At 62.8% G+C, this 26,759-nt stretch carries 23 protein-coding genes; 18 read left to right on the top strand and 5 right to left on the bottom strand.

Annotation, left to right across the window (positions count from 1 at the left end; genetic code table 11):
- Positions 1–34 precede the first annotated feature (34 nt).
- A complete protein-coding gene (locus H7007_RS03770; protein WP_287153170.1) occupies positions 35–1,168 on the bottom strand; it encodes a hypothetical protein in 1,134 nt (377 codons plus the stop codon).
- Here H7007_RS03770 and H7007_RS03765 point away from each other — a divergent pair.
- The 4 genes from H7007_RS03765 to H7007_RS03750 all read left to right on the top strand — a co-directional run bounded on the left by H7007_RS03765 (position 1,130) and on the right by H7007_RS03750 (position 3,357).
- Positions 1,130–1,465 carry a helix-turn-helix domain-containing protein gene (locus tag H7007_RS03765; protein ID WP_287153169.1) on the top strand — a complete coding sequence of 112 codons (336 nt, stop codon included), beginning with the start codon at positions 1,130–1,132 and terminating at the stop codon, positions 1,463–1,465. The genes H7007_RS03770 and H7007_RS03765 overlap by 39 nt on opposite strands.
- The gene (locus H7007_RS03760) at positions 1,458–2,306 is read left to right on the top strand and encodes a hypothetical protein (protein ID WP_287153168.1); all 849 of its coding nucleotides are present in this window, start codon (positions 1,458–1,460) and stop codon (positions 2,304–2,306) included. The genes H7007_RS03765 and H7007_RS03760 overlap by 8 nt, the downstream gene beginning before the upstream one ends.
- Before the next feature lie 510 nt (positions 2,307–2,816).
- Entirely contained in the window at positions 2,817–3,146 is a 330-nt protein-coding gene (locus H7007_RS03755) for a hypothetical protein (protein ID WP_287153167.1), read from the top strand.
- Positions 3,121–3,357: a hypothetical protein gene (locus H7007_RS03750; protein ID WP_287153166.1), complete on the top strand. Its 237-nt coding sequence runs from the start codon at positions 3,121–3,123 to the stop codon at positions 3,355–3,357. Before H7007_RS03755 ends, H7007_RS03750 begins: the two co-directional genes overlap by 26 nt.
- A gap of 36 nt (positions 3,358–3,393) precedes the next feature.
- Here H7007_RS03750 and H7007_RS03745 read toward each other — a convergent pair whose 3' ends face one another.
- The 3 genes from H7007_RS03745 to H7007_RS03735 form a co-directional block, all read right to left on the bottom strand.
- Positions 3,394–3,669 (bottom strand): hypothetical protein, encoded by a 276-nt coding sequence (locus H7007_RS03745; protein WP_287153165.1) that lies wholly within the window; start codon positions 3,667–3,669, stop codon positions 3,394–3,396.
- A 299-nt stretch (positions 3,670–3,968) separates the two neighbouring features.
- Positions 3,969–4,193 carry a sigma-70 domain-containing protein gene (locus H7007_RS03740; RefSeq protein ID WP_287153164.1) on the bottom strand — a complete coding sequence of 75 codons (225 nt, stop codon included), beginning with the start codon at positions 4,191–4,193 and terminating at the stop codon, positions 3,969–3,971.
- A gap of 570 nt (positions 4,194–4,763) precedes the next feature.
- Positions 4,764–5,642, bottom strand: coding sequence for a TetR family transcriptional regulator (locus H7007_RS03735; RefSeq protein WP_287153162.1), 879 nt, complete (start codon positions 5,640–5,642; stop codon positions 4,764–4,766).
- Between the two features lie 609 nt (positions 5,643–6,251).
- On the opposite strand from H7007_RS03735, the gene H7007_RS03730 reads away from it, so the two are divergent.
- The 4 genes from H7007_RS03730 (at position 6,252) to H7007_RS03715 (ending at position 9,895) form a co-directional block, all read left to right on the top strand.
- The gene (locus tag H7007_RS03730; RefSeq protein ID WP_287153160.1) at positions 6,252–7,277 is read left to right on the top strand and encodes an alpha/beta hydrolase; all 1,026 of its coding nucleotides are present in this window, start codon (positions 6,252–6,254) and stop codon (positions 7,275–7,277) included.
- Positions 7,278–7,432: 155 nt separating this feature from the next.
- Positions 7,433–8,560 carry an alpha/beta hydrolase gene (locus tag H7007_RS03725; RefSeq protein WP_287153158.1) on the top strand — a complete coding sequence of 376 codons (1,128 nt, stop codon included), beginning with the start codon at positions 7,433–7,435 and terminating at the stop codon, positions 8,558–8,560.
- A 15-nt stretch (positions 8,561–8,575) separates the two neighbouring features.
- On the top strand, positions 8,576–9,379 hold the full coding sequence (locus H7007_RS03720; RefSeq protein WP_287153156.1) for an MBL fold metallo-hydrolase: 804 nt from the start codon (positions 8,576–8,578) through the stop codon (positions 9,377–9,379).
- Positions 9,380–9,451: 72 nt separating this feature from the next.
- Positions 9,452–9,895 (top strand): SRPBCC domain-containing protein, encoded by a 444-nt coding sequence (locus tag H7007_RS03715; protein WP_287153155.1) that lies wholly within the window; start codon positions 9,452–9,454, stop codon positions 9,893–9,895.
- 192 nt (positions 9,896–10,087) lie between these two features.
- On the opposite strand, the gene H7007_RS03710 is transcribed toward H7007_RS03715, so the two are convergent.
- Entirely contained in the window at positions 10,088–11,764 is a 1,677-nt protein-coding gene (locus H7007_RS03710; RefSeq protein ID WP_287153154.1) for a long-chain-fatty-acid--CoA ligase, read from the bottom strand.
- Positions 11,765–12,035: 271 nt separating this feature from the next.
- On the opposite strand from H7007_RS03710, the gene H7007_RS03705 reads away from it, so the two are divergent.
- From H7007_RS03705 to H7007_RS03660, 10 genes are all read left to right on the top strand, one after another.
- Positions 12,036–12,482 (top strand): MarR family winged helix-turn-helix transcriptional regulator, encoded by a 447-nt coding sequence (locus H7007_RS03705; protein ID WP_287153153.1) that lies wholly within the window; start codon positions 12,036–12,038, stop codon positions 12,480–12,482.
- 169 nt (positions 12,483–12,651) lie between these two features.
- Positions 12,652–13,710, top strand: coding sequence for an alpha/beta hydrolase (locus tag H7007_RS03700; RefSeq protein ID WP_287153152.1), 1,059 nt, complete (start codon positions 12,652–12,654; stop codon positions 13,708–13,710).
- 485 nt (positions 13,711–14,195) lie between these two features.
- Entirely contained in the window at positions 14,196–15,101 is a 906-nt protein-coding gene (locus H7007_RS03695; RefSeq protein WP_287153151.1) for an alpha/beta hydrolase, read from the top strand.
- A 165-nt stretch (positions 15,102–15,266) separates the two neighbouring features.
- Positions 15,267–15,689: a hypothetical protein gene (locus tag H7007_RS03690; protein ID WP_287153150.1), complete on the top strand. Its 423-nt coding sequence runs from the start codon at positions 15,267–15,269 to the stop codon at positions 15,687–15,689.
- On the top strand, positions 15,686–17,059 hold the full coding sequence (locus H7007_RS03685) for an MmgE/PrpD family protein (protein ID WP_287153149.1): 1,374 nt from the start codon (positions 15,686–15,688) through the stop codon (positions 17,057–17,059). Before H7007_RS03690 ends, H7007_RS03685 begins: the two co-directional genes overlap by 4 nt.
- A gap of 213 nt (positions 17,060–17,272) precedes the next feature.
- On the top strand, positions 17,273–17,767 hold the full coding sequence (locus tag H7007_RS03680) for a MarR family winged helix-turn-helix transcriptional regulator (RefSeq protein WP_287153148.1): 495 nt from the start codon (positions 17,273–17,275) through the stop codon (positions 17,765–17,767).
- Positions 17,768–18,120: 353 nt separating this feature from the next.
- Positions 18,121–19,110: an ATP-binding cassette domain-containing protein gene (locus tag H7007_RS03675; RefSeq protein WP_287153147.1), complete on the top strand. Its 990-nt coding sequence runs from the start codon at positions 18,121–18,123 to the stop codon at positions 19,108–19,110.
- A gap of 67 nt (positions 19,111–19,177) precedes the next feature.
- On the top strand, positions 19,178–20,173 hold the full coding sequence (locus H7007_RS03670) for an ABC transporter permease (protein WP_287153146.1): 996 nt from the start codon (positions 19,178–19,180) through the stop codon (positions 20,171–20,173).
- 824 nt (positions 20,174–20,997) lie between these two features.
- Positions 20,998–25,275 (top strand): DUF5719 family protein, encoded by a 4,278-nt coding sequence (locus tag H7007_RS03665; RefSeq protein ID WP_287153145.1) that lies wholly within the window; start codon positions 20,998–21,000, stop codon positions 25,273–25,275.
- A 522-nt stretch (positions 25,276–25,797) separates the two neighbouring features.
- Positions 25,798–26,759 (top strand): aldehyde ferredoxin oxidoreductase N-terminal domain-containing protein (locus H7007_RS03660; RefSeq protein WP_287153144.1); only part of this gene is annotated, 962 nt, incomplete at its 3' end.

Genomic DNA, 26,759 nt, shown 5'->3' with positions numbered 1-26,759 from the left:
ATAAGCCCGAGGCGTGACACCTCGGCGTGCTATGCTATTTCCGAGGCCTCCGGCCTCCCCCCGCCTTTCCCGGGCTCCTCCTTTGGCGGGGGTTTCTTCTTCTGCTTTCCGCCTGGTAGTAAGCATCTGCGCACCGCTTTGAACAGAAAGAGCCGGGCTTGCCGCTTTTGAGGAAGGGGTTTCCGCACTTCCTGCAGCGATAGATGTTCGCGCCCCCTACGAGCTTGTAATAGAGCGCGTATTGGATCGCGTCGTACAGCGTATGGGCGGTGAAGTATGGGCGAAAGCCCCCCTCCTTGAACTCCACCCCGAGGTCGACAAACCGCAATTCCTTGGCAAGATCGGGAATGAGGCGCGCGTCTTCGGTCCCCTCCTGGATTCCTCGCATATGGTTCAGCTTTATGAGGAGGTTGTATGCCGTGGTCACCCAGTCCGAGAGCGGCTCACTATAGGTCGAGAAAATCCCGTGGGGGTAAGGGACCTCTGGGTAACGAAAAGTTAACGTGGGGTAATAGCCTTGAAAGTACTCCTCAGCGGGGACATGAGGGCCCTTTCGGGTGTCGTAGAGAATGACCTCCCTTAACCTCAAGGGGAGTAGGGGGAGGTGGTAAGTGAATCCTTCATCCGCGCGCACCGGCCGCGATTTTAGCCTGTAGCCCACTACGGGACGAAAGGGTATCCCCAGGAGGCCGTAATCCCTGGCGAAGGAGAGCAGCCGCTCGGCGATGCGCGCCTGCCACGGCCTCCGGGGGTCGAGGGGCACCTCCAGGGTAAAACCGTGCCTGGGGGTCACGAAGATTCCCAGCACCCTCTCAAGCAGCTCGTCCAGGTCTATCCCGTTCAGGGAATAAGCGGTTATCCTCGCCCCCTTCACCGGCTGGATGCGCTGCGCCTTCACGTCTAACTCGTACCCCTCGGCCCTGTACCACACGCCTTCGGGGTTCAGGAAGAGCTTCTCCCCCGTCTTCCTCTCCGCCCTCTCAAGCGCCGGGAAGCTGAGCAGGTATATCCCCAACGCTTTATCCGCGAGCTCGTCATCCCACTTCGCCTTGCGCCGGTAGAGGAGTCGAAAGTCCTCGTCCCTGAGGGCGATCTCCAAGGCCTCGTCCGAGGAGAAGAAGTTGGGTAGATGTTCCTTGAGCTCGCGGCGCACCTCTTCTTCCTTCATGGGCTCCTCCAGAAGTCAGTTCGAAAGTCAGGTTATTATACTGAGTATAGAAGTGTAAGAGTGTATTTGCAAGTGTTTGGAGGTGAACAAATGGAGAAAGCATACAGGGAGGACGGCCTGCTCCTAACGGTATCTGAGGCCGCGAGGCTGCTTAACGTGAAAACTTCAATGGTTTATCGCATGGCAAAGCGCGGCGAGCTTCCACACGTACGGCTCGGGCGTTACTTGCGCTTCCCGCCCGACATATCCGAGAGGATGATCCAAGGCGGCCCGAACCCGGGAGGCGGCGGTGAGTGAGAGCAAGCGGCCGATTCGAGATTTCATACCCGTCCCCCGCTGGCTGTGGGAGGAGCTCTCGACGACCGATCCTTTAACGCCTAAAGAGGCCCTCGTCGATCTCATAAGGGGCGCAAACTATATGCGTTCCATACATGGGGCCATCGAGCTACGACGCTGGGAGAGGTGGGTGTCCCTACGCCGCTTGGCCGAACGCTGGCATTGGTCGAAGGACCGGGTGGCCCGCTTCCTGGAATACCTCGAGACTTGTGGTGCAATGGTGAGATCAACCCCCCACGGGACCATCATAGACCTCTGGTTGCTTTTTGAGACACCTGATGCGACACCTCCGCAAGATGATTTACCTGCAGATTTGGCTTCTGAACTTTCAGGTGATGAGACAGTAAACGAGACACGCACCCTTGATTTTGAGACACCCTGTCGCGGCCATTTACCTGCGGAAATACGTGAAATGGAAGGCAGTTCTGCGACATATTTTAAAAATATAAATAACCTTATATCCATAAATAGCAGCAGCCTAAATAACCTTACATCCGTAAATAACCTTACATCCGTAAATAACCTTACATCCGTAAATAGCAGCGGCAGCCAAAAACCGGAAAACACAGAAATAGCCCGATCCAAAATAACCCAGAGTGCCCCTAAGGTGAACTGGGCCCCTGGTGGTAAATGTGACCAGGAGCTCCGTCATGAGATGTGGGCCCGCCGCGGCCAGGTATGGGCGGCCCTCACAAAGAAGCGGAGGGATGAGCTCATCTCGCTGGCCACCGCGGGCTTGGAGGAGTCCTCGGCAAACGTGGAGGTGGCGGCGAGCCGACTGATGGAGCTCCTGGAAAAGTAGGCGGTGCCGGAATGATGAGCCCGAAGATCACCCTTCTCTTGGACGGCGACCGTGTGAGCCACGAACTGCTCTCCCTCCTTCGGGGGATTCTCACTCCGCCTTTGCGGGCGTGGCTGGAAGGAAACCCCACCCACCACCTGCGCGAGGATGTTGAAGACTTCATGGGCCAAATGCTTTACGAGGAGGACGAGAGAGCTTGCGAGGTCCGATGGCTCACGGATGGCCATCCGGAGCTTTTAAGAAACGGAAGAAAGGCAGGACATGGTGGAAGGTGCACCTATTCGGTTTGAGGGCGGATATTACGTCATCCCCATAACCAAGAGCCTTCTGTGCCTCACTCCCAGCGAGTATGAGCGGGCCCTTAAGCGCGGGAAGCATTACCGGAGGGCCCAGGCTGCGGAGATGCGCCGCAAGAAGACCCAGGTCGGAGGCGCATACAAAACCCCTTGGGAAGATGCTTCGGGGCTTCCTGGGGCCTCCTGTGAAGCCGTAGGCGATTGAGGAGGAGCGATGCCCTTCAAGGACCCGGTCAGGAGGCGGCAGTATCACCGCGAGTATTACCAGGCCCGGCGGGCTCGGGCGGGTTTGAAGGGTTTGAAAGTCGAGGGCGGCCTCCGGCTGGAGACCTGCGCGGACATCCTGGGCCTCCTCTCCGAGCAGGTGGCCCTGGTGCGCTCCGATCCGGAGGTCAGGAGCACGGAGCGTGCGCGGTGCATCGCCTACCTCTGCACCGTGGCCCTCCGCGCCCTGGAGGCCGGGGAGCTCGAGGAGCGCGTCTCCGCGCTTGAGGAGGCCTACCTTGGAGGAGGGAGAGATGAACGGCTTGAGGAAGCGCATTGAGCGGCTGGAGGCTCCCCTTTCCGGGGGTAGAATCCCGGACCTGGTCATAAGTGAATATGGCACGGGGGAGGAGGACCTGGTGGAGGTCCAATGCAAGGCCGGGACGTGTTATCGGGGCCTAAAAGAGGGCTTCGACCCCGGTAGTTGCTGCCTCCTCACCTCCCCCCGGGTGAGGGTCTGCCTAATCTTTAGGGTGGCCGGAAAAAGATAGGCCCCGGCCCGAAGACCGGGGCCCTTCGTTTGGGAACTAAGCCGGGAGCTCCAGGGCGGCCAGGCGATCCAGTAAGGTGGGATCGCTTAGAACTCGGCAGGCCACCGACGCGATGAGGACCTGGCAGGCGATGAGATCATCCTCCGTCAGGGAGCTCTCCTCGAGCAGGCGGAAGGCGGGGAGGGAGGCGACCTCCTCTTGCGCCCGGGCCAGGAGCTCACGGCCCTTCTCTCCCCAGGCGGCCACCAGGATTGCATTGCGGAGCTCTGCGAGCTCGCCATCGCTCAACTTGCCGCCTCTTATGAGATGCATTCTTCCCCCCTTTCGCCTAAAGGCCAAGGTCATAGGCCATGCCCGGATTCCAAATGGAATCCAAATGGTTTCCGAATGGAATCCGAATGGAATCCAAGACCCCGTTCTTTCTCCGGGACAGGGCTTCCTGCTCCGGGTACACGGACTAATAGTCCGCGGGTCATGCATTGACTATATGAGCGTTTTCCCTGGTAATTAGGCCTGTTTTTCCTCCAGCTCATCCAAACCCCGAATTTTTGCTACAAATACGCTACATGTTTGGGACGCGGCATTTTCGTCCTTTTCCCGGACTGGGTGCATCACTCAGCCCCCGGCTTCAATTTGAGGCAGCTCCAGGCCTCGCGGAGCAGCCTCTCACCCGCCCTGCGGGAGAGGTCCTTTATCCGGGCCACCTCCTCCCGGCTGAAGCCCAGGCGCTCCCCGATCTCATCGATGGAGGGCTCCCGGCCCAGCTCGGAGCGGAGCTCCTCCTCCGCCTGCACCACCCGCTCCAGATTCCCCATGAACTGCCAGCGGTCCATCATGTTTTCCCTCCTCTCGGATTTTGCCCCTCAGGCTTTCCAGAATGCCCCAGGAGGGCCGATCTCTCCCGGGTAGGGGTTTTGTACGCACCCGGCGGAGGTCGAGGCTTATAAGTGCCGTCTAAGCGCTTATCAAAGAGAGGCCAAAAAATAAAAACAAGTCCCGCCTTCAGACGCGCCAGAAATACGCCAGAAGTTTGGGACGCACCAGAGCAAACGAGAGTGAACGAGTAAAGAAAAGGAGAGATGGCATAAATCCGCATGGTTAAGCGGAAATAAGGCCCATCATAGACCCTTATCTGGGAAGATGGGAAAATATGCAAAACCCCAGGATGACGGACTGTAAATCCGTTGGCGCAGCCTTCGGTGGTTCGAATCCACCCTCCCCCACCAGGATAAAAGGGCAGGCCGGGGGCTGCGGCCGAAGGCCTGCTCGATGTTTTGTGTATCACAATGGCTTCATGCGTAAAAGCACAAGGGCCGGTTTGAGAGAAACATGCGGATTTCCGCGCTTTGATGGCATCATACCGAGTTTACGAGCCGAGATTTTTCCGCCCGAGCATACAGGCGTTATTATTTCCCGGTCGGCCTCAGGCCGTTCATCAGGAGGTCCACGATGAAGGCGACCGCCTTCCCCGAGTCGTAGCGGTCGTCGAAACTCAGAAAGATGGCCGTGAACTCCACTATTCCCATGACCGCGCGGGCCAGGAGCTCCGGATCCAGGTCCCTTATGATCCCCCGTCTGGCGGCGTTGCGCAGCTCGCGGACGATGGGTTCGGCGATGCGTTTATGTAGGGCGATGTACTTGTGGCGGGCGTCGGGATTTTCGGTCACCATCATGCCCCGCAGCTGGTTGATGATCACCGAGAAAGTGGAATAATTGTCCAAATAAAAACGCGCCGTACGGATGGCTTTACGAAGGGGATCGCTGTCCTGCGAGGCCGTTTCCTCTACAGCCTCGACGACGTTTTGTATCAGCGCATCGACGGCATCCATGAACAGTTCCTTCTTGTCCCTGTAGTAGAGGTAAAAAGTCCCCACCGAAATACCGGCGCGGGAGGTGATGTCCTGGATCTTGGTCCCCCCGTAGCCCTTCCGGACGAAGAGCTCCAGGGCGGCCTCCCTGATCTCTCGCCGCCTCCTTTCTCGCGCCTCTAACCCTGAGTCTTCTTCCTTCTTCCCCGCTTTTGCCTCCTCCCTCTCCTCGCTCGCTGCATCGCGCTGCTCCAGCAGGCGCTTTAGGTATGAGTGGGGCAGGCGCAGCCCTCCCTTGATCTCCTGGATGGTTCTCAGGCCTTCAAGGTGAGCCTCGTCGTAATATGCGGACGTCTTTCCCGTCTTTACCGGAGGCGGGAGAAGACCGTGCCTTATGTACTGGTGGATGGTATGTCGAGGTACGCTGGAAAGCCTTTCCAGGTCGCTCATCCTCAGGACCTTGGCATCCGTTTTCATAAGTGCCACCTCGCTCGTCTTGACGGATATGAATTATGGTAAAAAATCAACAATATTAATAGTGACAGAGCAATAACAACATATGAAGTCGCGGAAGCGCAAGAACGGAGGAGATTAATCGCAGATCCCATGAATAATATTCACTGAATCGTTTTCGGTTTTCCTTACTCGTTCCTTGACATAATCCGCCCGTTGTTCTTATATGTTTTCGTTTGATAAATGAATGATACTTCACTCAATTAAATATGGGTACCCGTTTTCTTCCCGGCCCGGGGTCGAGGTGGGATCGACGCGAGTGGGGCGGAAGCGGAAGAGCCGGGGATTTCGGTTATCGGGAGCCAGGTCACGCGGGCAACGGTGCGCGGTTTATCCCGGCGATCATAGGGGCAGGCACTCACGGGCGGGCGATGCCTCAATCAATAGAAAGGCCGCGCGAGGACATGAGAGTCAAAGGGGGGCCTACGGTTGGTGCTGCTTATGGCATGTCCCCCAATCGAGAAGGCGGGGGAGTGGAACAAGAAGGCGGAGGCGGGGAACCCGGTCTTGAGTCTCTCGGTTGAGGGATGTGGCTGGATCCAGGTCGTTTTCCGGAGGGAAAGGAGGTCGTGATTGAAATCCAGGACACTTGCGGCGACGGGAACGGTGTTGGGGATCGGTGCCTGGGCGGCTTACAGCTACCGGATGATGAATAAGCCGGTTCCCACGGAGGACGAGGCCAGGGCCTACGCCCGTTCCCTCATGGAAAGGGTGGGGCTGGGGGAACTCTACGGGACGTGGGAGGAGGAATGGCTTGAACTGGGTGATCGGAGGTTGGCCCTCTATCACTTCAAGAGTGATCCCGGCGACCCCGTCATGGTCTTCGTGCCCGGGACCAGCGTCTATGCACTTCTTTACATAGAGTACATGTACAAGTTGAGCCGTAGAGGTTTCAATGTGGTGGGGTTCGACCCCCGCGGCCACGGCATGAGCAGCGGCAAACGGGGTGTGTACACCCTGGGGCAACTGGTGGAGGACGCCCGGGCGGTCATCTCCCATGCCGCAACCCGTTATAATCCCAAGGTTGCCGTCTCCGGTTCCAGCCAGGGAGGCATGGTCGCCTTTTACTGCGCGGCGGCCGAGCCCCGCCTGAAGGCCGCCGTGTGCCACAACGTCATCGCTCCCGACGAGCCGGACAACGAGCGCATGACCCGGTGGCCCGCCTTCTACCGCCCCCTTTTGGCCTTCTCCCGGACGTCCCTGGCCCAGGCGGCTCTGCGCACGCCGCTGGGCAACCTGATGACCCCGGTGAGGGCCTATCTGAACCTCAAGGAGGAACCCTGCCGGCTCTTTCCGGACGTCATGAGGTTCCTCAAGGAGGACCCCCTGGTGGTGAACTCCGTGAGCCTCTCCGCCCTGGCATCGCTGGGGACCACGCCGCTGGCGGTGAGGGTGGAGGACATCAAGACTCCGGTCATGATCGTCCATTCCGGGAAGGACAACATCTTCCCCGAGGATTATGTGCGCCGCATATACGAGCGCCTCACCTGCCGTAAGGAATTCCTCTTCCTGCCGGACAGGCCTCACCTGGTGATGATCGATTACGTGGACGAGATCGTGCCGCCCATCGCGGAGTGGTTAAAGGGTGTCATGGGTTGAGAGGCCATGGGCGAAAGGCGCCGGGGCAGTTGTCCGTCCCGGCAAGGGAGGGCGGATGATTCAAGATGCGGCAACAAGGCACAAGCCCTCCCGTATAGGTGCCATGTTCTGGAGAAGGAGGCGAGCATGATCTTGAAGGACCTCTTCACCACCCTATGCCTGGTCTCCGGGCAGACGGAGAGAGCGGCCAACCGCCTGGGGGTGCACCCCTTCCTGCCCCAGCTCTTCCGGCTGCGCTACGCCAACATGGGGGCCTCGACCCCGATGTCTTCGCCGCCCAGCTGGAGGGCCTGAGGTCCTTCCGCGAACAGGCGTGGTGCGCTTACTGGAACGACATCGCCGCCGGGTACGAGGAGGAGGCCGAGGGACTTCTCGGCAAGGACGAGGCGGCGGAGCGGGAGCGGGGAAAGGATGCCCTTATCAAGGCGGTCACCTACTACACGGTGAGCGCCTTTCCGGGCACCACCCCCTTGAGGATGGAGGCCTACCGGAAGGCGCGCGAGCTCTCCGAGCGGCTGGCCGCGCTCCTCGACGACCGCCTGGAGAAGGTGACCCTGGAGGTGGGAGGGGAGGAGGTCACCGGGTACCAGCGCTTCCCGGAGGGCGAGGACCGCGTCCCCATGGTCATCGTCACCAACGGCCTGGAGGGGACGGTCCAGGAGCTGGCCCTCCCCCTACTCAGGTACCGGGAAGCCCGCATGGGGGTGTTCCTCATGGAGATGCCCGGCACCTATTCCTACCGGAACCCCATGTCCCCGGGGTCCGAGGCCGTCTATCACGGGGTGATAGAGCACTTCGCTTCCCATCCCCGCGTGGACGCCGGGCGCATGGCCATGGTGGGGACCAGCTTCGGCGGATACTGGGCGGCCAGGATGGCGGCGAGGAGCCCGCGCCTGAGCTGCGCGGTGGCCTGCGGGGCGCCCGTGCATCACGCCTTCGGCCCCGGCAATGCCCTGGGGACCCCGGAGATAATCGTCTCCGTGCTCCTCAAGGTCACCGGGGCGCGGAACATGTCCGAGATGGCCTCCCGCCTGCGGGAGCTTTCCCTGGTGAAGGAGGACCTCTGCCGCAAGATCGAGATACCCCTTCTGGTCATCAACGGGGAGAAGGACACCCTTCTGGGGACCAGGGACTCCGTGCTACTGTCCATGAGGGCCAGGAGGGGCTTCCTGAAGCTCTACGAGGGTGACGACCACTGCGCCATGGGCCATTACCGGGAATGGCTGGACCTGACATTCGAGTGGCTGCAGGAACGGCTTGCGGCGGCGGGAACGCCGGCTTGAGAAGGGGTGGTGGTAATGAAGGTCCGCTTTCTCAACTGCGGCCTCATGCATCCCCGCCTGGCCCCGCTCTTCGTCCCCCATCTGGACAGGGTCCCTTGCCTCTGCCTTCTCCTGGAGGAAGAGGACCGTCTGGTGCTGGTGGACACCGGTTTTGGGACCCGGGACGTGAGTGACCCGACCCGCTTGGGCAGGTTCGGGGCCTGGCTTCTTAACCCGCGTATGGATGTCCGCCTTACGGCCAGGGAACAGGTGAAGCGGCTCGGCTACGATCCGGATCGGGTGTGCGATATCGTCTGCACCCACCTGGACCGCGACCACGCGGGTGGGCTTCCGGATTTTCCCAGCGCCAGCGTTCACGTGTTGCGGGATGAGATGGAGGCGGCCCTCTCCCCGCGCAGCGCGCGGGAAAGGGAGAGATACCGCCCCTGTCACTTCGCCCACGGCCCGCATTGGGTGGCCTACGACGAGAGGGAGGGAGAGGAGTGGCGCGGGCTGATGCGCATCCCCCTGCGCGGCCTACCGGAAAGCCTCTTCCTGGTCCCCCTGCAGGGCCATACCCGCGGGCATTGCGGCGTTCTTGTGGAAACCGGAGAGGGATGGCTTCTGCACTGCGGGGACGCCTATTACGTGATGGAAGAACTGAGGGAAAAAGGAAAGGCCCCCGTAGGGGTCGCGGGTTTCCGCGCCGTGGCCCATATGAGCCTTCCCCGGGCCCTGTCCCGCCTCGAGAGGCTCAGGGACTTGGTGGGCGACGTGACGCTGGTGGCCTCTCACGACCAGTTCGAGTACCGCAGCCGGTTCGGCCGCCCCCTAGATTAGGATGAGGCGGTGATCGCTATGGGCGAAAGCCCCGTTCCCGAGGCGATTTCCGGATGAGGTGGAGGTATGCGGATGCCGGAAAAGGAAATGGTCACCAGCGTGGTCATCAAGGCCTCTCCGCGCCGGGTCTGGGAGGTGCTCACGGACCTTTCCTCCTACTCGGAATGGAACCCCATGATAAGGCGGGCGGAGGGCGAGATCAGGAAGGGGGCCAGGTTGAAGGTCCACTTTAGACCCGAGGGGAGGAGAAAAGGAAGAATATTCCATCCGTTGCTGCGGGTCGTGGATGCGGAGAGAGAGCTGCGGTGGGGAGGCCGGTCCCTGTTTCCCTGGGTTTTCGACTTCGAACATTACTGGGTGTTGGAGCCCCGGTCGGAAGGGGCCACTCTGCTGAGGCACGGCGCGGTGGTCAGGGGCCTGCTCGCTCCACTGGTCATGCCGGTGATGGAGAGGATGTCCCGCAGGCCTTTCCAAGCCATGAACCGCGCCCACAAGGAGCGCGCGGAGTCCGTATAAAGGAGGCGACAAGCCGGTTCCCTCTCCCACCGGTCACCGGGGATCCGGAAGTGACGACGTTTCGCAGGCGTTCCTCCTCGCTATCCCGGAGGCTCTTTTCCACGGGCCTGAGGGGCTCGTCCACCCTCCCGGTTTTTTCTTCCGTTCGCCGTCGTCCGAGGCCTGCCGGTAGGTGGGCATACCGGGCCATGGTCAGATCTGTTCCTCGGCTTTCCTCTTTCTCGCCTCCTCCTCGCGGAGTATCTTGCGCAGGACCTTACCCACCACCGATTTAGGGAGCTCGGAGCGGAATTCCACGCTCCGGGGCACCTTGTAAGCCGCCAGCTTCTCCCGGCAGAAGGAGATGATCTCCTCGGCGGTGGCCTCCTCCCCCGGCTTGAGGACCACGAAGGCCTTGATGGTCTCGCCCCGGTACTCGTCGGGGATGCCCACGGCCACGGCCTCCGCCACCTTGGGGTGCTGGAAGAGGACTTCGTCGATCTCCCGCGGGTAGACGTTGTACCCGCCGGAGATGATCATGTCCTTCTTGCGGTCCACGATGAAGAAGTAATCGTCCTCGTCGCGGATGGCTATGTCCCCGGTGTGAAGCCACCCCTCCCTGAGCTGCGCGGCGGTCTCCTCCGGATTGTCCCAGTAACCCTGCATGATGAGGGGGCCCCGCATCACTATCTCCCCGGGCTCTCCCCGCGGGACCTCCTCTACGCCCTCCTCCACGTCCACCAGACGCACGTCGTTGTCGGGGAAAGGAATGCCGATGCTCCCAGCCTTCTTCAGGCCCAGGATGGGGTTGGCGATGCCCAGGGCAGTCGACTCGGAGAGCCCGTATCCCTCGCTGAAGTAGATGCCCATGTCCTTGACCTTCTCGATGAGCTCAACGGGCATGGGCGCCGCCCCGGAGTTCAACAGTCCCAGCTTGCGGTCCAGCCTCAGCTCCTCGGCGCGGGGGTGGTTGATGACCGCGTTGATCATGGTGGGCACGGCGGGAAAAAAGGTTATCTCCTCGAACCCGGAGAGGATGTTCATGACCTCCTCGATGTCGAAGCGGGGGATGAGAATCATTGTCGCGCAGCAGAAGGTGGCCCAGTTGAGGACGACGATGTTTCCGTAGACGTGGAAGAACGGGAGCACGGCCACCACGTTGCGCCTCTCCGGGGGAATGAGGGAGATGGTGGGGTTGCCCCACATGGAGCACTGCAGGGTACCGGCCACCAGATTGGCGTGGGTGAGCACGGCTCCCTTGGGCACGCCGGTGGTCCCGCCGGTGAACTGGATGAGGGCGGGGTCTTCCGGGTTTACTTGCACACGGCTCCGTTTCGGGCTGGCCACGCCCTCGATGAGGGTGGAGAAATGATGCCATTTCTCCTCAAGTTCCAGGCTCTCTGCCGTGCTCACCTCCATGCCCTTTATAAAATCGGTGACCTTGGTCACGATGACCACGGGGATGTCTACCTCCGACACGAGGGCGCGGACGACGGGCAGCACCATGTCGAAGGTTATCAGCGCGGACAGGCCGGTGGTGCCCGCTATGTGCTTCAGCTCGTCCGGCGTGTAGAGGGGGTTGAGATTCACCACGACGGCGCCTATGGAGAGGGCCGCGAAGTAGGAGATGACGTACTGGGGACAGTTGGGAAGGTGCAGGCCGACGCGGTCTCCCTTATGCACCCCCAGGGCCTCCAGGGCGTTGGCGAAACGCATCGCCCGGTCACGGAGCTCCCAGAAGGTCATCTCGCTCCCGTAGAAATTGAGGGCAGCCTTGTCCGGGTATGCCTTGCAAGGGATTCCCAGGATCTCGTGGGCGCCGAGGCGCGGGTAACGGAGCGTGGTGGGGACGTTGTAATCGTAGTGGCGGTGCCAGGGCTTTTCGGACATAAGGCCATCACCTCCATGATGTCTGAGAGAAGGGAAACCCGACTCCGACAATTGTTCTGCACCGCGAATCGTATGCAGCCGACCTGGTTTGACGCGGTGGAGCCAATGTTCAGGCTAATTATAATCGTCTCTCGCCCGGGGATCAATAACCTGCCGTGACGTATTTCCCGAGGTCAGGATTCATTTATAATATTTTGATATAAAAACTTTATATATAAAATATTTGTATGCATGGCATCGGATCAAGGTCATGGCGGACAGAGCGGAAGTAATGAAGGAAGGGTTTGAGAGGGTACTCGAAGCGGTCACGGGTATAGCGGAGGCTTGGAACGAGAGGGCGGCCGGATGGCTGCGCGAGAACCAGGTGACCTTCGTCCAGTTCCGGGCCATCCTCCTCCTGAGCAGGTCAGGTTCGCAGACTCTGAGCCAGTTGAGCGAGGGGCTTTCCCGCGCCCGCTGCTCGGTTACCGGATTGGTGGACAGGCTGGAGGCCAAGGGCCTGGTGAGGAGGAGGCGCAGCCGCGGCGACAGACGGGTGGTGTATGTCTCTCTGACCGAGAAAGGGAGGAAGCTCGCGGAGAACCTGAAGGAGAAGGTGGTTCCGGAGATAGACCGGCTGGGGGAAAAGATCATGGGCAGGCTCACGGATGCGGAAGCCGCCGCCCTGTCCTCGGCCCTCAGGAAGCTGAAGGAGGGGATCGGTGAGATCGGTGGATAGCCGTGCGGGGCACGGAGTGAGCGCTGTCCTCTGGGGGAGCGTAAAGACCTTAAGGCCCGGGACTTGCGAATACCTGTACGTGGGCCATTCCGGGACGGGCAAGAGCTGGAAGGCCTGGTGTCAAAAGGACTTCGGAAGGTCGTCGAGGTAAGGGATGAGCGGGAGGAGCATGAGGGAGATAGGCGAGAGGCTGCGCGAGATCCCGTTCTCGCCGCGCAAGCCTCGCTTCCTAGCGCTCGCGAACGCCTACGCACCGGATTTTTCCAGGATAAGCACGGACATCCTGGGCTCCAGGCCGGAGGGGCCCCATCCCTACCCGGACACCTTCGAGAAAGTGGTCTTTCCCAGCCTGGACGACACACCTCTGGTGGGGGTGCTGGGGCTGCACCGCGACGGCAGGAAACGCCCCGGGGTGGTCTTCTGTCACGGCTTCCACGGCTCCAAGAACAAGAACTACATCATGGAGGCGGCCCTCAAGGCCTTCTCGGAATGGGACTACAACGTCCTGGCCCTGGACCTGCGCGACTTCGGCGAGAGCCGGGACCTCTCCCACGCCCCCTCCACGGGGGGTTGGAAGGAGGGACAGGACATCCTTGGGGCTTGCCGTTTCCTGGGCCGTATGGAAGAAGTTACCACCGTAGGGGCTGTGGGTTACAGCCTGGGGGCGAGCGCGGTGCTGAACGCCGCCCATCAGAACGACCTCTATCCCTATATCACAGGAGGGGTCATGGCCTGGAGCGGTTTCGCCTCCTTGGAGAGGATCGTATCCCGTTTCAGCCGGCGCCCTCCGGTGGGCGATCCCTTCTTCCCCTATTACGCGGTCTTCGTCCTCCTGACGGAGATGAGGCGCCTGGAGATGCTGCGCAGGGGCGACGACGAGGCGGTCGCCACCCTGGGCGACAGGCCCTTTTCCCCCGACTTCAGGCGCTACGTGCGGGAGGTGGTGGCTCCCCATTACGGGAAGAGCGAGGAGGCCATCTACGCCTTGTGCAGCCCCAGGAACTTCGTGGACGGTTTGGAGTACCCCGTCCTCCTGGTGCATGCCGAGGACGACCCCGTCTGTCCGGTCGAGGAGATGGAGGAGTTGCGCCTGGCCGCCCGCGGCAACCCCAACCTGGACATCTGGGTGCTCCCCACAGGTTCGCACTGCGCCTTCATGGGCTTCGACGAGGAGTGGTACTGGGCGGTGATGCGCGGCTTCCTCGATTATTGGGCCGAGCGCCCCTGAGACGGTGCCTTTCCTTGAGGGGCATGAGCGGCCGGACTTCCGAGAAACTACCGGGAAGGCAGTGGAATTACCGAACGCCGTCGGCAGGGGACCGCGGCGCTTAAAGCTTGGGTTTTCCTGGGAACTGGGGCCCCGTTAGACGTGTGCCGGACGACATACCTCGAGGATCTTCCGCGCCGCGAGGTGCGTACAGGGCCGGGAACCCTGGAAGTCGAGAGAACGGATAGCCGAAGGGGCCTCCGGTGCCCACCGCCCGCAAGGCCCGGCGCCAAGCGAGACCTTGGTCCTCCTCGACCGCAACTCTCGAGCCCTCCGTGTAAACCCTCCCTTGCGAAGAGACGATCGTCGACAGAGACCCGGAGCCTGCATTCCGGGAAAACCGGGGGAATCGGGTTCTCCGCTGCGGCCCTTTCGAGTTGTGGGATAATGTTGGAAACGGCGGAGTAGGTCGGCGGAGGCTCCTGGAAGATTATGGAGGTGGCCCCATGCCCAGTCTTCAGTTCCGGCTCGCGAAAGCCCTTGTGCGCCTGGACACCCTGCTCACCCTTTACGGTTACGCGCCCCTCAGGTACCGGCGTTTCCTGTTCGACAAGGTGGCTCCGCGCCTGGCGCGTAAGGTGCCCGGGGTGAGGAGCGAACCCGCCGATCTCCCCGGCATCCCCGCGGAATGGCTCATCCCCGAGGGCTGCGAGGCGGGGAAGGCGATCCTTTACCTCCACGGCGGAGGGTACGCCATAGGCTGCATCGACAGCCACCGTTCGCTGGCCTCCCAGATCGCCTCCGCGGCGGGTTGCCGGGCATTGATCGTCGGCTACCGCCTGGCGCCAGAGGATCCGTTCCCGGCCGCCGTGGAGGACGCGGCCGCGGCTTTCCGTTGGCTGCTTTCCAGGGGATACGCGCCGCATAGGGTGGCCGTCGCCGGCGATTCGGCGGGGGGTGGCCTGGCGGTGGCGCTCATGGTCTACCTGCGGGAGGCCGGCGACCCCCTTCCCGCAGCGGCGCTGCTCCTCTCCCCGTGGACCGACCTGGAGGTCACGGGGGGGACCTGCGGGACGGTGGGCCGAAAGGATCCCATGCTCACCCCGAAGATACTGCGGGATTACGCCCGCCTGTACCTGGGGAGTAGGGACCCGCGGGACCCTCTTGCCTCCCCCCTTTACGCCGACCTCAGGGGGCTCCCCCCAATGCTCATCCAGGTGGGAACGGAGGAGATATTGCTCGACGACGCCCGGCGCCTGGCCCGAAGAGCGGAGGAGGCCGGGGTGGAGGTTCGCCTTGAGGTGGAAGAGGGGATGTTCCACGTCTGGCAGTTCTTCTCCCCCACGGTACCGGAGAGCAAGGAGGCCGTGGAGAGGCTGGGTGGGTTCGCACGCGACCGCCTGGCCTCCTGAGCGCCCCTGACCGCGCCGGGAGTACGCGAGACCTCGACCGCCGGCGATCTTGAGGGGCTTGCGGATCGCCGGGCCATGAGCCACCGGAGGGTGGAATGCGGTGACGTCGGAAGCAGTGCGGCAACGTGTTGGTTATCGCGGGATTTCGGAGGGGAGGACAGGATTATGGGCGTGCATGAATTCGACCTCCGCGTGAGGTTGGAGGAAGTGGCCGCGCGTTGGAGCCAGCTCACTCCGTTGATGGTCCAGATGGGCATCATCGAGGACCTCCTTGACCGCAAGTTGGTTTTAATGGTGCGTGAGGGCGAATCCTTCACCCTCCACATCTCCGGCGAGGGCATGCACCTGGAGGAGGGGAAGGACCCCTGGGCCCATGCCTTCATGTGCACCACACTGGAGCAGTGGCGGCGCATCCTGAACGGCGAGAAGCCCTTCTGTGCCATATTCCGCATGGACCCGGAACCCCGGAGGGACACGGTAAGGCTAGACCAATTGGCACTTGTGGAAAGGTTTTCCACGGTGCTGCAGGCCATGGTAAACCTTTCGCGGGCGGAGGCCGGAGCGGAGGGAGGAGGGGAGCGGTCATGAAAATCCCGGTGACGGAGATACTCTGCGAGTGGGCCTGTCGCACCACCTTCGAGGATATCCCTCCCCGCACCGTACGTTGCGCCAAGGAACAGGTATTGAGTATCGTCGCCGCCATGCTGGCCGGGAGCCGCGCCGACTTCCTCCAGCCCCTCTACCGGGCAGCGAGGTCCTGGGGAGACCGGGAAGAGGCCACCGTGGTGGGAGGAGGTTTCCGGTCCAGCATGCGTACCGCGGGGATGGTGAACGCGGTGGCCGCTCAGGCGCTGGAGTGGGAGGACTACCTCAAGTCCCAGCATTCGGGCGCCTCCACCGTCCCCGCGGCGCTGGCGGTGGCGGAGGGAGTGGGGGCCTCGGGAAGGGATTTCCTCACCGCTCTGGTCATCGGCAACGAGATAAGCGGGCGCACCGGGCAGGCCTACATCCGCAGCCGCCTGTTCACCAACTCCTGCCCCAACCACCAGATAGACGCGGCCGTCGTGGCCGGCAAGCTCATGGGTCTGGACAGGGAGGCTATGATGGATGCCGTGGGCATAGCCTGCTTCCCGCCCTTTACCCAGTGCTTCGCGGGCTGGATGTCCGGCACCAAGGGGATGATAACCGGGGCCCCGGTGCTGGCGGGTATAACCGCCGCCTCTCTGGCCGCCCACGGCATGCACGGATTCCGGGGAATCATCGAACATCCCGACGGTTTCTCCAACGCCCTCTTCGAGAGGTACGACCTGGAGGAGATGGTGAGAGGCCTGGGAGAGGAGTGGCGTACGGACACCCACTCCCCCAAGCTCTATCCCTGCTGCGGCTGGCTGGACGCGCTGGTGGATTCGGCGCTGGACCTGCTGGAGGAGCACTCCCTCACCTGGAGGGATATCCGGAAGGTGGAGGTGAGGTGCCCCACGGTGACCCTCCTCCTGCGCCGGCCCGTTGAGGAGCTCCTGGAGCTCATGGACCGGATAGCGGCAGAGGAATGGCTGACCCCCATGCCCCTCTTCTTCGATGCCACCTATCCCTTGGCGGTGGCCATCATGGACCGGGAACTCACCGCGGCGCAGTTCGAAAGAGGGCGCATGAAAGACCCCGAGCTGCGGAGGTTCCTGGGCCGTTTCTCCTACACAGCGGACCCACTGCTCGACTGGAAGGAGATGGAAGAAGGGGTCAACGCCGGGGAGGTGACCTTCCTGCTCCGCGACGGGAGGAGGGTCTCCAGGTTCACGGAGGCCATGAAAGGGTCCTACCTCAACCCCCTGGACGTCAGGGAGAAGCTGGCCGTGTGCACCCGGGGTATCCTGGACGAGGCGCGCCGCGAGGAGATAGCGGGAGCGGTGGATAGGCTGGAGGAATTCGACGACCTGCGCGATTTCGCCCGCCTGCTCTGAAGAAACCACCGGAGCATCGATGAGGAAGAATAGGAGGACGCGCGCGTCGAGCGGGGATTGATGTTTCTCCGGGAGCGGTTAGAGGCGGGCGCTCGCTCCCGAGAACCCAGGCGGATCTGGGAAGGCAAGCGGTATGGCATAATGTTCTCGAGCGGCGGGGAGGAGGATGTAGGAGCGCCTGGGTTGTTTCGCGCCAGTGAAGGGGAGAGGGATATGGAACGGGACCGGCGTGAGGAACTGGCGGAACGGCTGGCGGAGAGCATGGCCGTGATCATGCGCTCGCGCGGTAACGCTCTCCGCAGGGTGGCCGGACGATACGGCATAACCCCTCCCCAGTTCTTCCTTCTGAAGATGCTCAACGCCCACGGCGAGATGACCGTCACCGGCATCTCGGAGGTCATGATGGTGGCGGCCCCCACTGCGAGCCGCATGATAGCCAACCTCTGCGAGAAAGGCTGGCTGGAACGGCGCAAGGACCCCGCCAACCGTCGCGTCACCCTGGTGCGGCTCACCCGCAAGGGGAAGGGGTTGCTGCACAGGGTGGGGGAGATGCAGAAGGAGCAGTTCCTGGAACTCATCGAGCAGGAGGATTTCCGGGAGATCGAGGCCTTCATCGACTGGCTGGAGAAGTTCACCTCCAGACTCTCCAACGCGAGGGTGCCGGAGGTGGGGCACGCGGAGGAGACGACCGGCGACCCGGCGAGGTGACGAGCCGGGAGGTGGCGGAGCCTTCGCTCGCCGTCGGTGTCCAGGACGCGGGGCGAAAAGACGCACGGCCTCCATCCGCCGGCGGTAAGGACCTCATCCCGGCCATTGACAGGGAGGGGCGGAGAACGTAATTTATTTATATTTAGCAATGCTAAATTATTTATGTGCGGAAGGACCGCGAGGCCCGGGAGTGAGGAAGGGGTCCTTGCCGCAGGGCACCTCGGATGTCGGAGGGGCGGAGGAGAGGAGCCGGAAGAGAGGCCGAGTATGGTTTCGGCGTCATGGTGCGACCCGGATGCCGGTGAGGCCGGAGGGCGATAACGGAAGCGCGGAAACGTATGACGGGAGAACCGATGGGAGAACATGCGGTTGAAGTAGAGGGCTTGGTGAGGAAATTCGGGGACCTCACGGCGGTGGACGGTATCTCCTTCACCGTGGAGCGGGGAGAGGTCTTCGGGTTCTTGGGGCCCAACGGGGCGGGTAAGACCACCACCATCAACATGCTCTGCACCTTGCTCTCTCCGACCGCGGGCAAGGCCATGGTGGACGGGTTCGACGTGGTGAAGAACAAGAGGGAGGTACGCCAGCGCATCGGGCTGGTCTTCCAGGACCCCAGCCTGGACGATCGCCTCACGGCCAACGAGAACCTGGATTTCCACGCCGTGGTCTACGCCGTCCCCCACGCGGTGAGGGAGAAGCGCAAGCGCGAGCTCCTGGAGATGGTGGACCTGCTGGACCGCGCCGACGACCTGGTGATCACCTTCTCCGGGGGCATGAAGAGGAGGCTGGAGATAGCCCGCGGGCTCCTCCACCATCCCCGGGTGCTTTTCCTGGACGAGCCGACCATAGGCCTGGACCCCCAGACCCGTAAGTACATCTGGGATTACATAGGGGACTTGAAGAGGAGGGAGGACATCACCATCTTCCTCACCACCCACTACATGGAGGAGGCGGAGCACTGCGACCGTATCGCCATCATCGACCACGGGAAGATAATCGCCCTGGACACTTCCGAGAACCTAAAGAACATGGTGGGCGGGGACATCATCCGCATCAAGACCGACGACGACGCACGGGCCGAGGAGCTCCTCAAGGAGAGGTTCGGGGTGAACATCCTGGAGGACCGGGACTGCCTGTGCTTCGAGGTGGAGCGCGGCGAGGAGTTCATCCCGCGCCTCTTTCATGACTTCGACGTGAGCATCCAGTCCATAAGCCTGCACCGTCCCACCCTCGACGACGTCTTTCTCAAGCTGACCGGCAGGGAGATACGGGACGAGGAGGCAGACGGGCTCATGGAGATGAGGCGCATGGTCACCCGGGTCAGGCCGCCGTTCGCGCGTTGACGTCCGGGGCCGGCGTCGTGGCCGGGCCGTGAGCGATAGGGAGACAAGCCGTTTGGAGGAAAGATAGATGGGAGCGCTGGAGGAAAAGGCGGTTGAGTTGAAGGGCGAGGCGGCTGCCTTGCCCGCCGGGAGGAAGTCGTCGGGCATGCGCTGGGCCATGCGCGGCATATACATCATCTGGGTGCGGGAGTTCAAGCGCTTCTGGCGGGACAGGGCGCGCCGCATCGGGGGCTTCGCCCAGCCCATCATGTACCTGGCCCTCCTGGGGGTGGGCATGCAGAGCGCCTTCAAGGTTTTCGGGGGAGGGGATGTCCCCTATATAAAGTTCATGTTCCCCGGCATCCTTGGCCTCACCGTCCTCTTCACCTCGGTCTTCTCGGCAATTTCCATAATCTGGGATCGGGAATTCGGTTTCCTCAAGGAGGTGCTGGTGTCACCAGTGCCCCGTTCCAGCGTGGCCCTGGGCAAGATCATCGGAGGCTCCACGACGGCTCTCATCCAGGGGGCCATCTTCCTCATCCTGGCCTTCACCCCGTGGGTGTACGGTTTCAGTCTGGACACCCTGTGGAAGGTCCTGGCGGTCATACCGCTGATCGTGCTCATGTCCTTGAGCCTCACCTCCCTGGGGGTGGCCGTGGCCGCGCGCATGACCTCCATGGAGGGTTTTCCTATAATCATGAACTTCCTGCTCATGCCCATGTTCTTCCTCTCCGGGGCCTTTTTCCCCCTGCAGGGTCTCCCCCGCTGGATGGACGTCCTTACCAAGATCGACCCTCTTACCTACGGGGTGGACGCCCTGCGGGGGATAATGCTCAAGGGGCTTAACCTGGCGGCGGGCGCGCCCGGAAACCTCGCCCAGTTCGCCGCCTGGTTCAAAGACCCGGAGATACTGAGGATCGGTCTGGGGAAGGGTTATCCGGACCCCTCGAGCCTCTCCGCCCTGGCTCGGCAGGCCTCGCTCCCCGTGCAGGCCCACCCGCTGTGGATGGACGTGCTGGTGATGGTCGGGTTCGGCGTTTTCCTCTTCACCCTGGCCCTCTGGCAGTTCAACCGCGCGGAGTGAAGGGAGAGGCCGCGTTTTATATCCCCTTTTTCCGATGCGTCTTCCCGTGGCCGTCACCGCCTGGCCGCGCCCGTGGGTTCAACGCCGGATAAAATCGATTGGCGTCGCGGGGTCAGATCACGGTAGGATCGCTACACTCCCTTTTCTCGCGCCTCGGGCTTCCAGGCTGGGGCGAAAGCATCTCGCATCGCGGTATCACATTCCGGTGTGACCGGCCGACCATTTCCAGACCGTACGCCGGGTTCCCAGGCCGGATGAAAGCGGTTCCTATGCCCGTATGGCGAGTCGCATTCCTGCATCACCTCCCCGTGAGACAGGACAATCCCCTTTGGACGCGTTTCGAGCTTGCACGCCGGGCAATAACCTCTAACATCGGGCTGTCACATCCCGTTATGAATCGCGGATCACGTATTCGAGCTATGCCCCGGGTTCCCAGGCCGGATGAAAGCGGTTCCCATGTCCGTATGCCGATACTCGATCTCCCTTGTCGGGTTGGAATGCTCCAGGGTGCCAGGCCTTGCCTTTGCGAGCGACGACCATTAAGACCCTGGGTGCTCGCAAAAAGGGTCTCGTGCCCCCGGGAAACGCGCGCGAACGACAACCAAGACCCGGGTCCCATGATATGCATCATGTCCTTCTGGGGACTCGCGTTAATCTTCCTTAACCGGGGGCATAATATGAGCATGGCGGCGTGGTGGCCGCCACGGAGGAAAGGCTGCGTCTGGGAAGGCCCGCTGTATTGGCCCATCCGGTAACCGAGCTGGTTGACCTCACGCGCCCCTATAAACCTCACGCGCCCCTATAAGAAGGAGGTAAGGAAAAGGATGAGGATACGCACGAAGAGGGCTGTTTTTTGCGTTTTTCTCGTGGCGGTGCTCCTCGCGGGCATGCTTGCCTCGGGTGGAGGGAGCTCGGCGGTCGCGAGCGTCTTCGGGGGACCGCCGGCGGGCCGTGGGGATGGAGGCGCCGCGGCCGACGCGTACCCGGGGCGGGGAGGACGGGGGCTCTCCTCCAGAGTCGAGTCCACACCTGGGGACGGACGGGTTAGCCCCGAGGAGAGGGAGGCCGCGGCGGAGAGGGCCAAGGCGGCGGGTATGAGGTTGCCCGGCCTCAAGGCGGGCGACTTCGCCGCTGCCCAGATTCCCATGCCCGATCCCACGGCCACGCCCCATTATTTCGGGCCTTACCCCAATTACGCCACCAGCCCCCTCCCGGTGATCGACAATTCACTTCCCAGCCCGGCTTTCTACTTCGCCGAGGGCACCACCCGCCCGGGCTTCGACACCTACCTATGCCTACAGAACCCCGGGGGCCTCACGGCGACGGTGAGGATCACCTACATGAGGGGGGACGCCACGACCGCGGAGCAGATACTCACCCTGGATCCCCACTCCCGCCTCACGGTGAGCGCCGCCGACGTCCTGGGCGTTGGCGACGACACGGCTCACGACTTCTCGGCCAAGGTGGAGTGCACCAACGGCCAGCAGATCGTGGCCGAGCGGCCCATGTACTTCAACTACCTCGGGAAGTGGACGGGCGGACACGTCTCCGTGGGGGCCACCACCCCCGCCTCCACCATCTACTTCGCCGAGGGCACCACCCGCCCGGGCTTCGATCCCTACATATGCATCCAGAACCCCGGTGACCTGGACGCGGACGTCACGGTGACCTACATGGAGGGCGACGGGAGCCTGGCCAACAACGTGCTCACCGTTCCCGCCCACTCGCGGGCCACCGTCAACCCCCGCAACAAGCTGGGCACCGCCGACGACCCGGCCCACGACTTCTCGGCCCGGGTGGAGTGCACAAACGGACAGAAGCTGGTCGCCGAACGGGCCATGTACTTCAACTATCTGGGAAAATGGAACGGGGGCCACGTGGTGATGGGTGCCTCGGCCATCACCGGGACCTATTACCTCGCCGAGGGCACCACCCGCCCCGATTTCGATCCCTACCTCAGCATCCAGAACCCGGGCCTCAACGCTGCGGAGGTCACAGTGACCTATTTCCGGGGGGACGGGACCGTGGACACGGAGATGGTCACCGTGCCCAAGAATTCCAGGGCCACCCTCAACCCCCGCAACAAGCTGGGCACCGCCGACGACTCGGCCCACGACTTCTCGGCCAAGGTGGAGTGCACCAACGGGCAGCAGATCCTGGTTGAGCGGCCCATGTATTTCAACTACCGGGGCTCGTGGACCGGCGGGCACGACGTCATGGGCTTCGCCTTCACCACTGCGGTGCGGGTTATAGCCGGTACCGGCATGCGCAAGTTCGTGGACTCGCTCCCACTGGTCGGTTCCGCCAATGCCAACAACCTGGGGCAGTACATACCGGTTGCCGTGCCCGACACTGTCACCTATCCCGGCTCCGATTACTACGAGATCGAACTGGGCCAGTACACCCAGCAACTGCACAGCGACCTCCCACCCACCACCCTCCGCGGCTACCGTCAGACGAACACCACGGACCCCACGGTGAGCGTCTTCACCTACACCGGGCCCATGATCGTGGCCCAGAGGGACCGCCCCGTGAGGGTGAAGTTCACCAACAAACTGCCCACGGGGGAGGGAGGCAATCTCTTCCTTCCCGTGGACACCACGGTGATGGGGGCGGGGATGGGCCCGGACGGCATGAACATGTACACCCAGAACCGGGCCACCATCCACCTGCACGGCGGGTTCACCCCCTGGATAAGCGACGGGACCCCCCATCAGTGGATAACCCCCGCCGGCGAGAACACACCTTATCCCAAGGGGGTCAGCGTGAGTTACGTACCGGACATGTGGTTCGACGCCGCGGGGAACCCCGTGCCGGAGGGAACGCCGGGGGCTTCCAACGATCCCGGCGACGGCTCCATGACCTTCTACTACACCAACCAGCAGAGCGCGAGGCTCATGTTCTACCACGACCACTCCTACGGGATCACCCGTTTGAACGTCTATGCGGGTGAGGCTTCCCCGTATCTCCTTGAAGACCCCGTGGAGCAGGACCTCGTGGCCAGGGGGGTCATCCCGGCCGAACAGATACCCCTGATCATCCAGGACAAGACCTTCGTCCCCGACGACGAGCAGCTGGCCTGGCAGGACCCCACCTGGGACAAGGTGAAGTGGGGAGGGAAGGGGAATCTCTGGATGCCCCACGTGTACATGCCCAACCAGAACCCGGCCGACCCGGGCGGGCTGAACGCCTTCGGCCGCTGGTCCTACGGGCCCTGGTTCTGGCCTCCCACCAAGGATCTGGTCCACGGGCCGGTCCCCAACCCCTATTACGATCCGGTGAACGCTCCCTGGGAGCCGCCGGAGATACCCGGCACGCCCACCCCGAGCATGGCCATGGAGGCCTTCATGGACACTCCGGTGGTCAACGGCACCGCCTCTCCCTACCTGGAGCTGGAGCCCAAGGCCTATCGGTTCCGCGTCCTCAATGCGGCCAACGACCGCTTCTTCAACCTTCAGCTCTATCTTGCGGACCCGGACACATTGACCCCCGACGGGCGGACCCTCACGGAGGTCAAGATGGTCCCCGCCGTGCCCAACCCGGCTTATCCGTCGGGTTGGCCCACCGACGGTCGTGAGGGAGGGGTGCCCGACCCGGCCACCGCCGGACCGTCATGGATACAGATCGGGAACGAGGGCGGTTTCCTCCCTTACCCGGTGGTCCTGCCCAACCTCCCCATCGATTGGAATACCGACCCCACCACCTTCAACGCCGGGAACGTCTCCCAGGGGACGGTCATCCTGGGCCCGGCGGAGCGCGCCGACGTGATAGTGGACTTCTCCGCCTTCGCCGGGAAGACCCTCATCCTCTACAACGACGCGCCGGCGGCCTACCCGGCCCGCGACCCGCGCTACGACTACTACACCGGTGCTCCGGACCTCACGGACACCGGGGGCGCCCCCACGCCGCTTCCGGGTTTCGGCCCCAACATCCGCACCGTGATGCAGATAAGGGTGAAGGCCACCAACCCGGCAGCCCCCTTCGACCTGCAGAGGCTGCAGGCGGAGTTCGAGACCACCCCCGGGCACACCGGCGTGTTCGCCGCCACGCAGGATCCCATCATCGTCCCCAACGCGGCTTACAACAAGGCCTACGGCGGCGACTTCCCTGCGGATACCTACGCCCGCATCTACGACACGTCGCTGACCTTCCGCACTCTTTCCGGGAACATGGTTACCATTCCCTTCCAGTCCAAGGCCATCCAGGACGAGATGGGGGAGGCCTACGACAAGGAGTACGGTAGGATGAGCGGTTTCCTGGGCCTGGAGCTCGGCAACATAAGCCCGGTGAACAAGGGCTTCGTCCTCTACCCCTTCGCCTCCCCGCCGGTGGACATCACCGTGGACAACGTCACGCCTTCCGAGCCCCTGGCAGGAGACGGCACGCAGATATGGAAGATAACCCACAACGGGGTGGACACCCACACCATACACTGGCACCTCTTCAACGTGCAGGTCATCAACCGTGTGGCCTGGGACAACATCATCCTTCCCCCCGACCCCAACGAGCTGGGATGGAAGGAGACGGTGCGGGTCAACCCCCTGGAGGACATCATCGTGGCCATGCGCCCGGTGGCTCCCGATCTCCCCTTCGAGCTGCCCAACAGCGTGCGGCCCATCGACCCCACCATGCCCCTGGGCGCGGTCCTCAGCGGAGGCCCGGGTGGGTACTTCGACCCGCAGGGCAATCCGGTGACGGTCACCAACGAGCTGGTCAACTACGGATGGGAGTACGTCCTGCACTGCCACCTGCTGGGGCATGAGGAGATGGACATGATGCACTCCATGCCCTTCCTTCTGGCACCGCGGCCCCCTTCCGGCCTGCAGGCGGCGGACGGGCCTGGAGGAGTGCTGCTCACCTGGACGGACAACTCGGTGGCGGAGACATCCTACGTAGTGGAATGGGCGGCGGATGCGGGAGGCCCCTGGTCCTTGCTGGCCGAGCTCCCCGCGGGCAGCGTGGCCTACACGGATACCGAGCCGTTCGCCGGGACGAGGTATTACCGCGTCCTGGCAAGGAATAGCGTCGGATATGTCGCGCCCTTCCCGGTCATGACCGCGGACTCCAGTCCCAGCAACGTGGTCAGCGTGACCAGGCCGTGAGATAGGCGAGGCGGCGAAAGCCGAAGCGAGGCGATAGGGAGCGGACGGGGCGCAACGCCCTGACGCGGCGGGACGAGAAGAGAGGCGCCCGGACTCCATCCGGGAGCCTCTCCCATACCGGGCATGGCTCACCCGCTCTCAGCCCGGAGACGGGAGCCGTTCATTGGCGGCGCTGATTCGTTTCGATAGGCGCTTTCGGTTGAAAAAGGACGAGAGACAACCCTCTCGTCCTGACAAGACAAGCAAACCAACGGGGCGTAAGGGGTGATCTCTCTTGCTAAACCCGCCGGTAGTATGAGGGATGCCGTTTGGATATAATTACCTCATCGGCGGTAATGCTCGTTTCTTGCGTTCTGTTCCGCCCTTTTTTGGCTTAAGGGTGCGGGGGAAAGGATTGACGACACCTTTTCCTGCTCCCGCCGCCTGAGGGTCTGCCACCTCCCCGCCGGTGGGTCCGACGGGCGGCGCGAACCATCCCCGTGTGGGGCGCGATAGGGAAGAGTCGGGTGAAAGGAGGGGCTGATGGCATACGGAAACACGGGAAAGATCCTGGTCGTGGACCTGGGCTCCGGAGGGTTTGAGGAAAGGGAGCTGCCCGAGGAGGTGTACCGGGATTATATAGGTGGTGCGGGCCTTGCCGCCAAGCTGCTCTACGACCACGGACACCTGGAGGCGGAGCCCCTGGATCCCGAGAACCCGCTCATCTTCGCCGCCGGCCCTCTGACCGGCGTGGGGCTTGCCGGCTCCAGCCGTTTCTCGGTAGGATCGCGTTCCCCCCTTACCCGCATCTGGGGGCAGTCCTCCTGCGGGGGGAACTTCGGCCCGGAGATGAAGAGGTGCGGCTATGATGCCATATTCTTCCATGGAAAGGCGGGGGAGCCCGTTTACCTGCTCCTGGAGGAGGGTTCGGCGAGACTCATGCCCGCCTCCGACCTCTGGGGCAAGGACACTTACGAGACCACGGACATCCTCAAGAAGAGGCACGGCAAGACCTACAAGGTGCTTGCCGTGGGCCCCGCTTCCGAGAACCTCATCCCCTTCGGGAGCATCGTCAACGATTGCGGGCACGTCTTCGGGCGCACGGGGATGGGCACGGTGATGGCCTCCAAGAACCTCAAGGCCGTGGTGGCCAAGGGGGACATGAGGATGGCCTACAAGGACCCGGAGAAGTTCGAGGAGCTGGCCGGGAAGTACACCGCGCGTGTGGAGCGGAGCGGAATGACCAAGGCCCTGCGCGCCTTCGGGACCCCCAGCAACATGGAATCCAAGATGATCGAGGGGGACGTGCCCACGCGCAACTGGGGGCTGGGGATATGGGAGGAGGGAGGGGAGCGCCTCTCCGGGATCACCCTCACCGAGGAGATCCTGGTGAGGAGGCGCGCCTGCCGTTTCTGTCTTGTACGCTGCAAGCCGGTGGTCCAGGTGGAGGAAGGGCCCTACGCCATGGGCCCGGGCCCGGGCCCGGAGTACGAGACCCTGGGAGC

This window comes from Candidatus Solincola tengchongensis (genome assembly GCF_015711935.1).
GTDB lineage: Bacteria > Actinomycetota > Geothermincolia > Geothermincolales > RBG-13-55-18 > Solincola_A > Solincola_A tengchongensis.
Note: the sequence above shows the minus strand (reverse complement) of the source record. Positions and strands in the feature narration are given on the sequence as shown.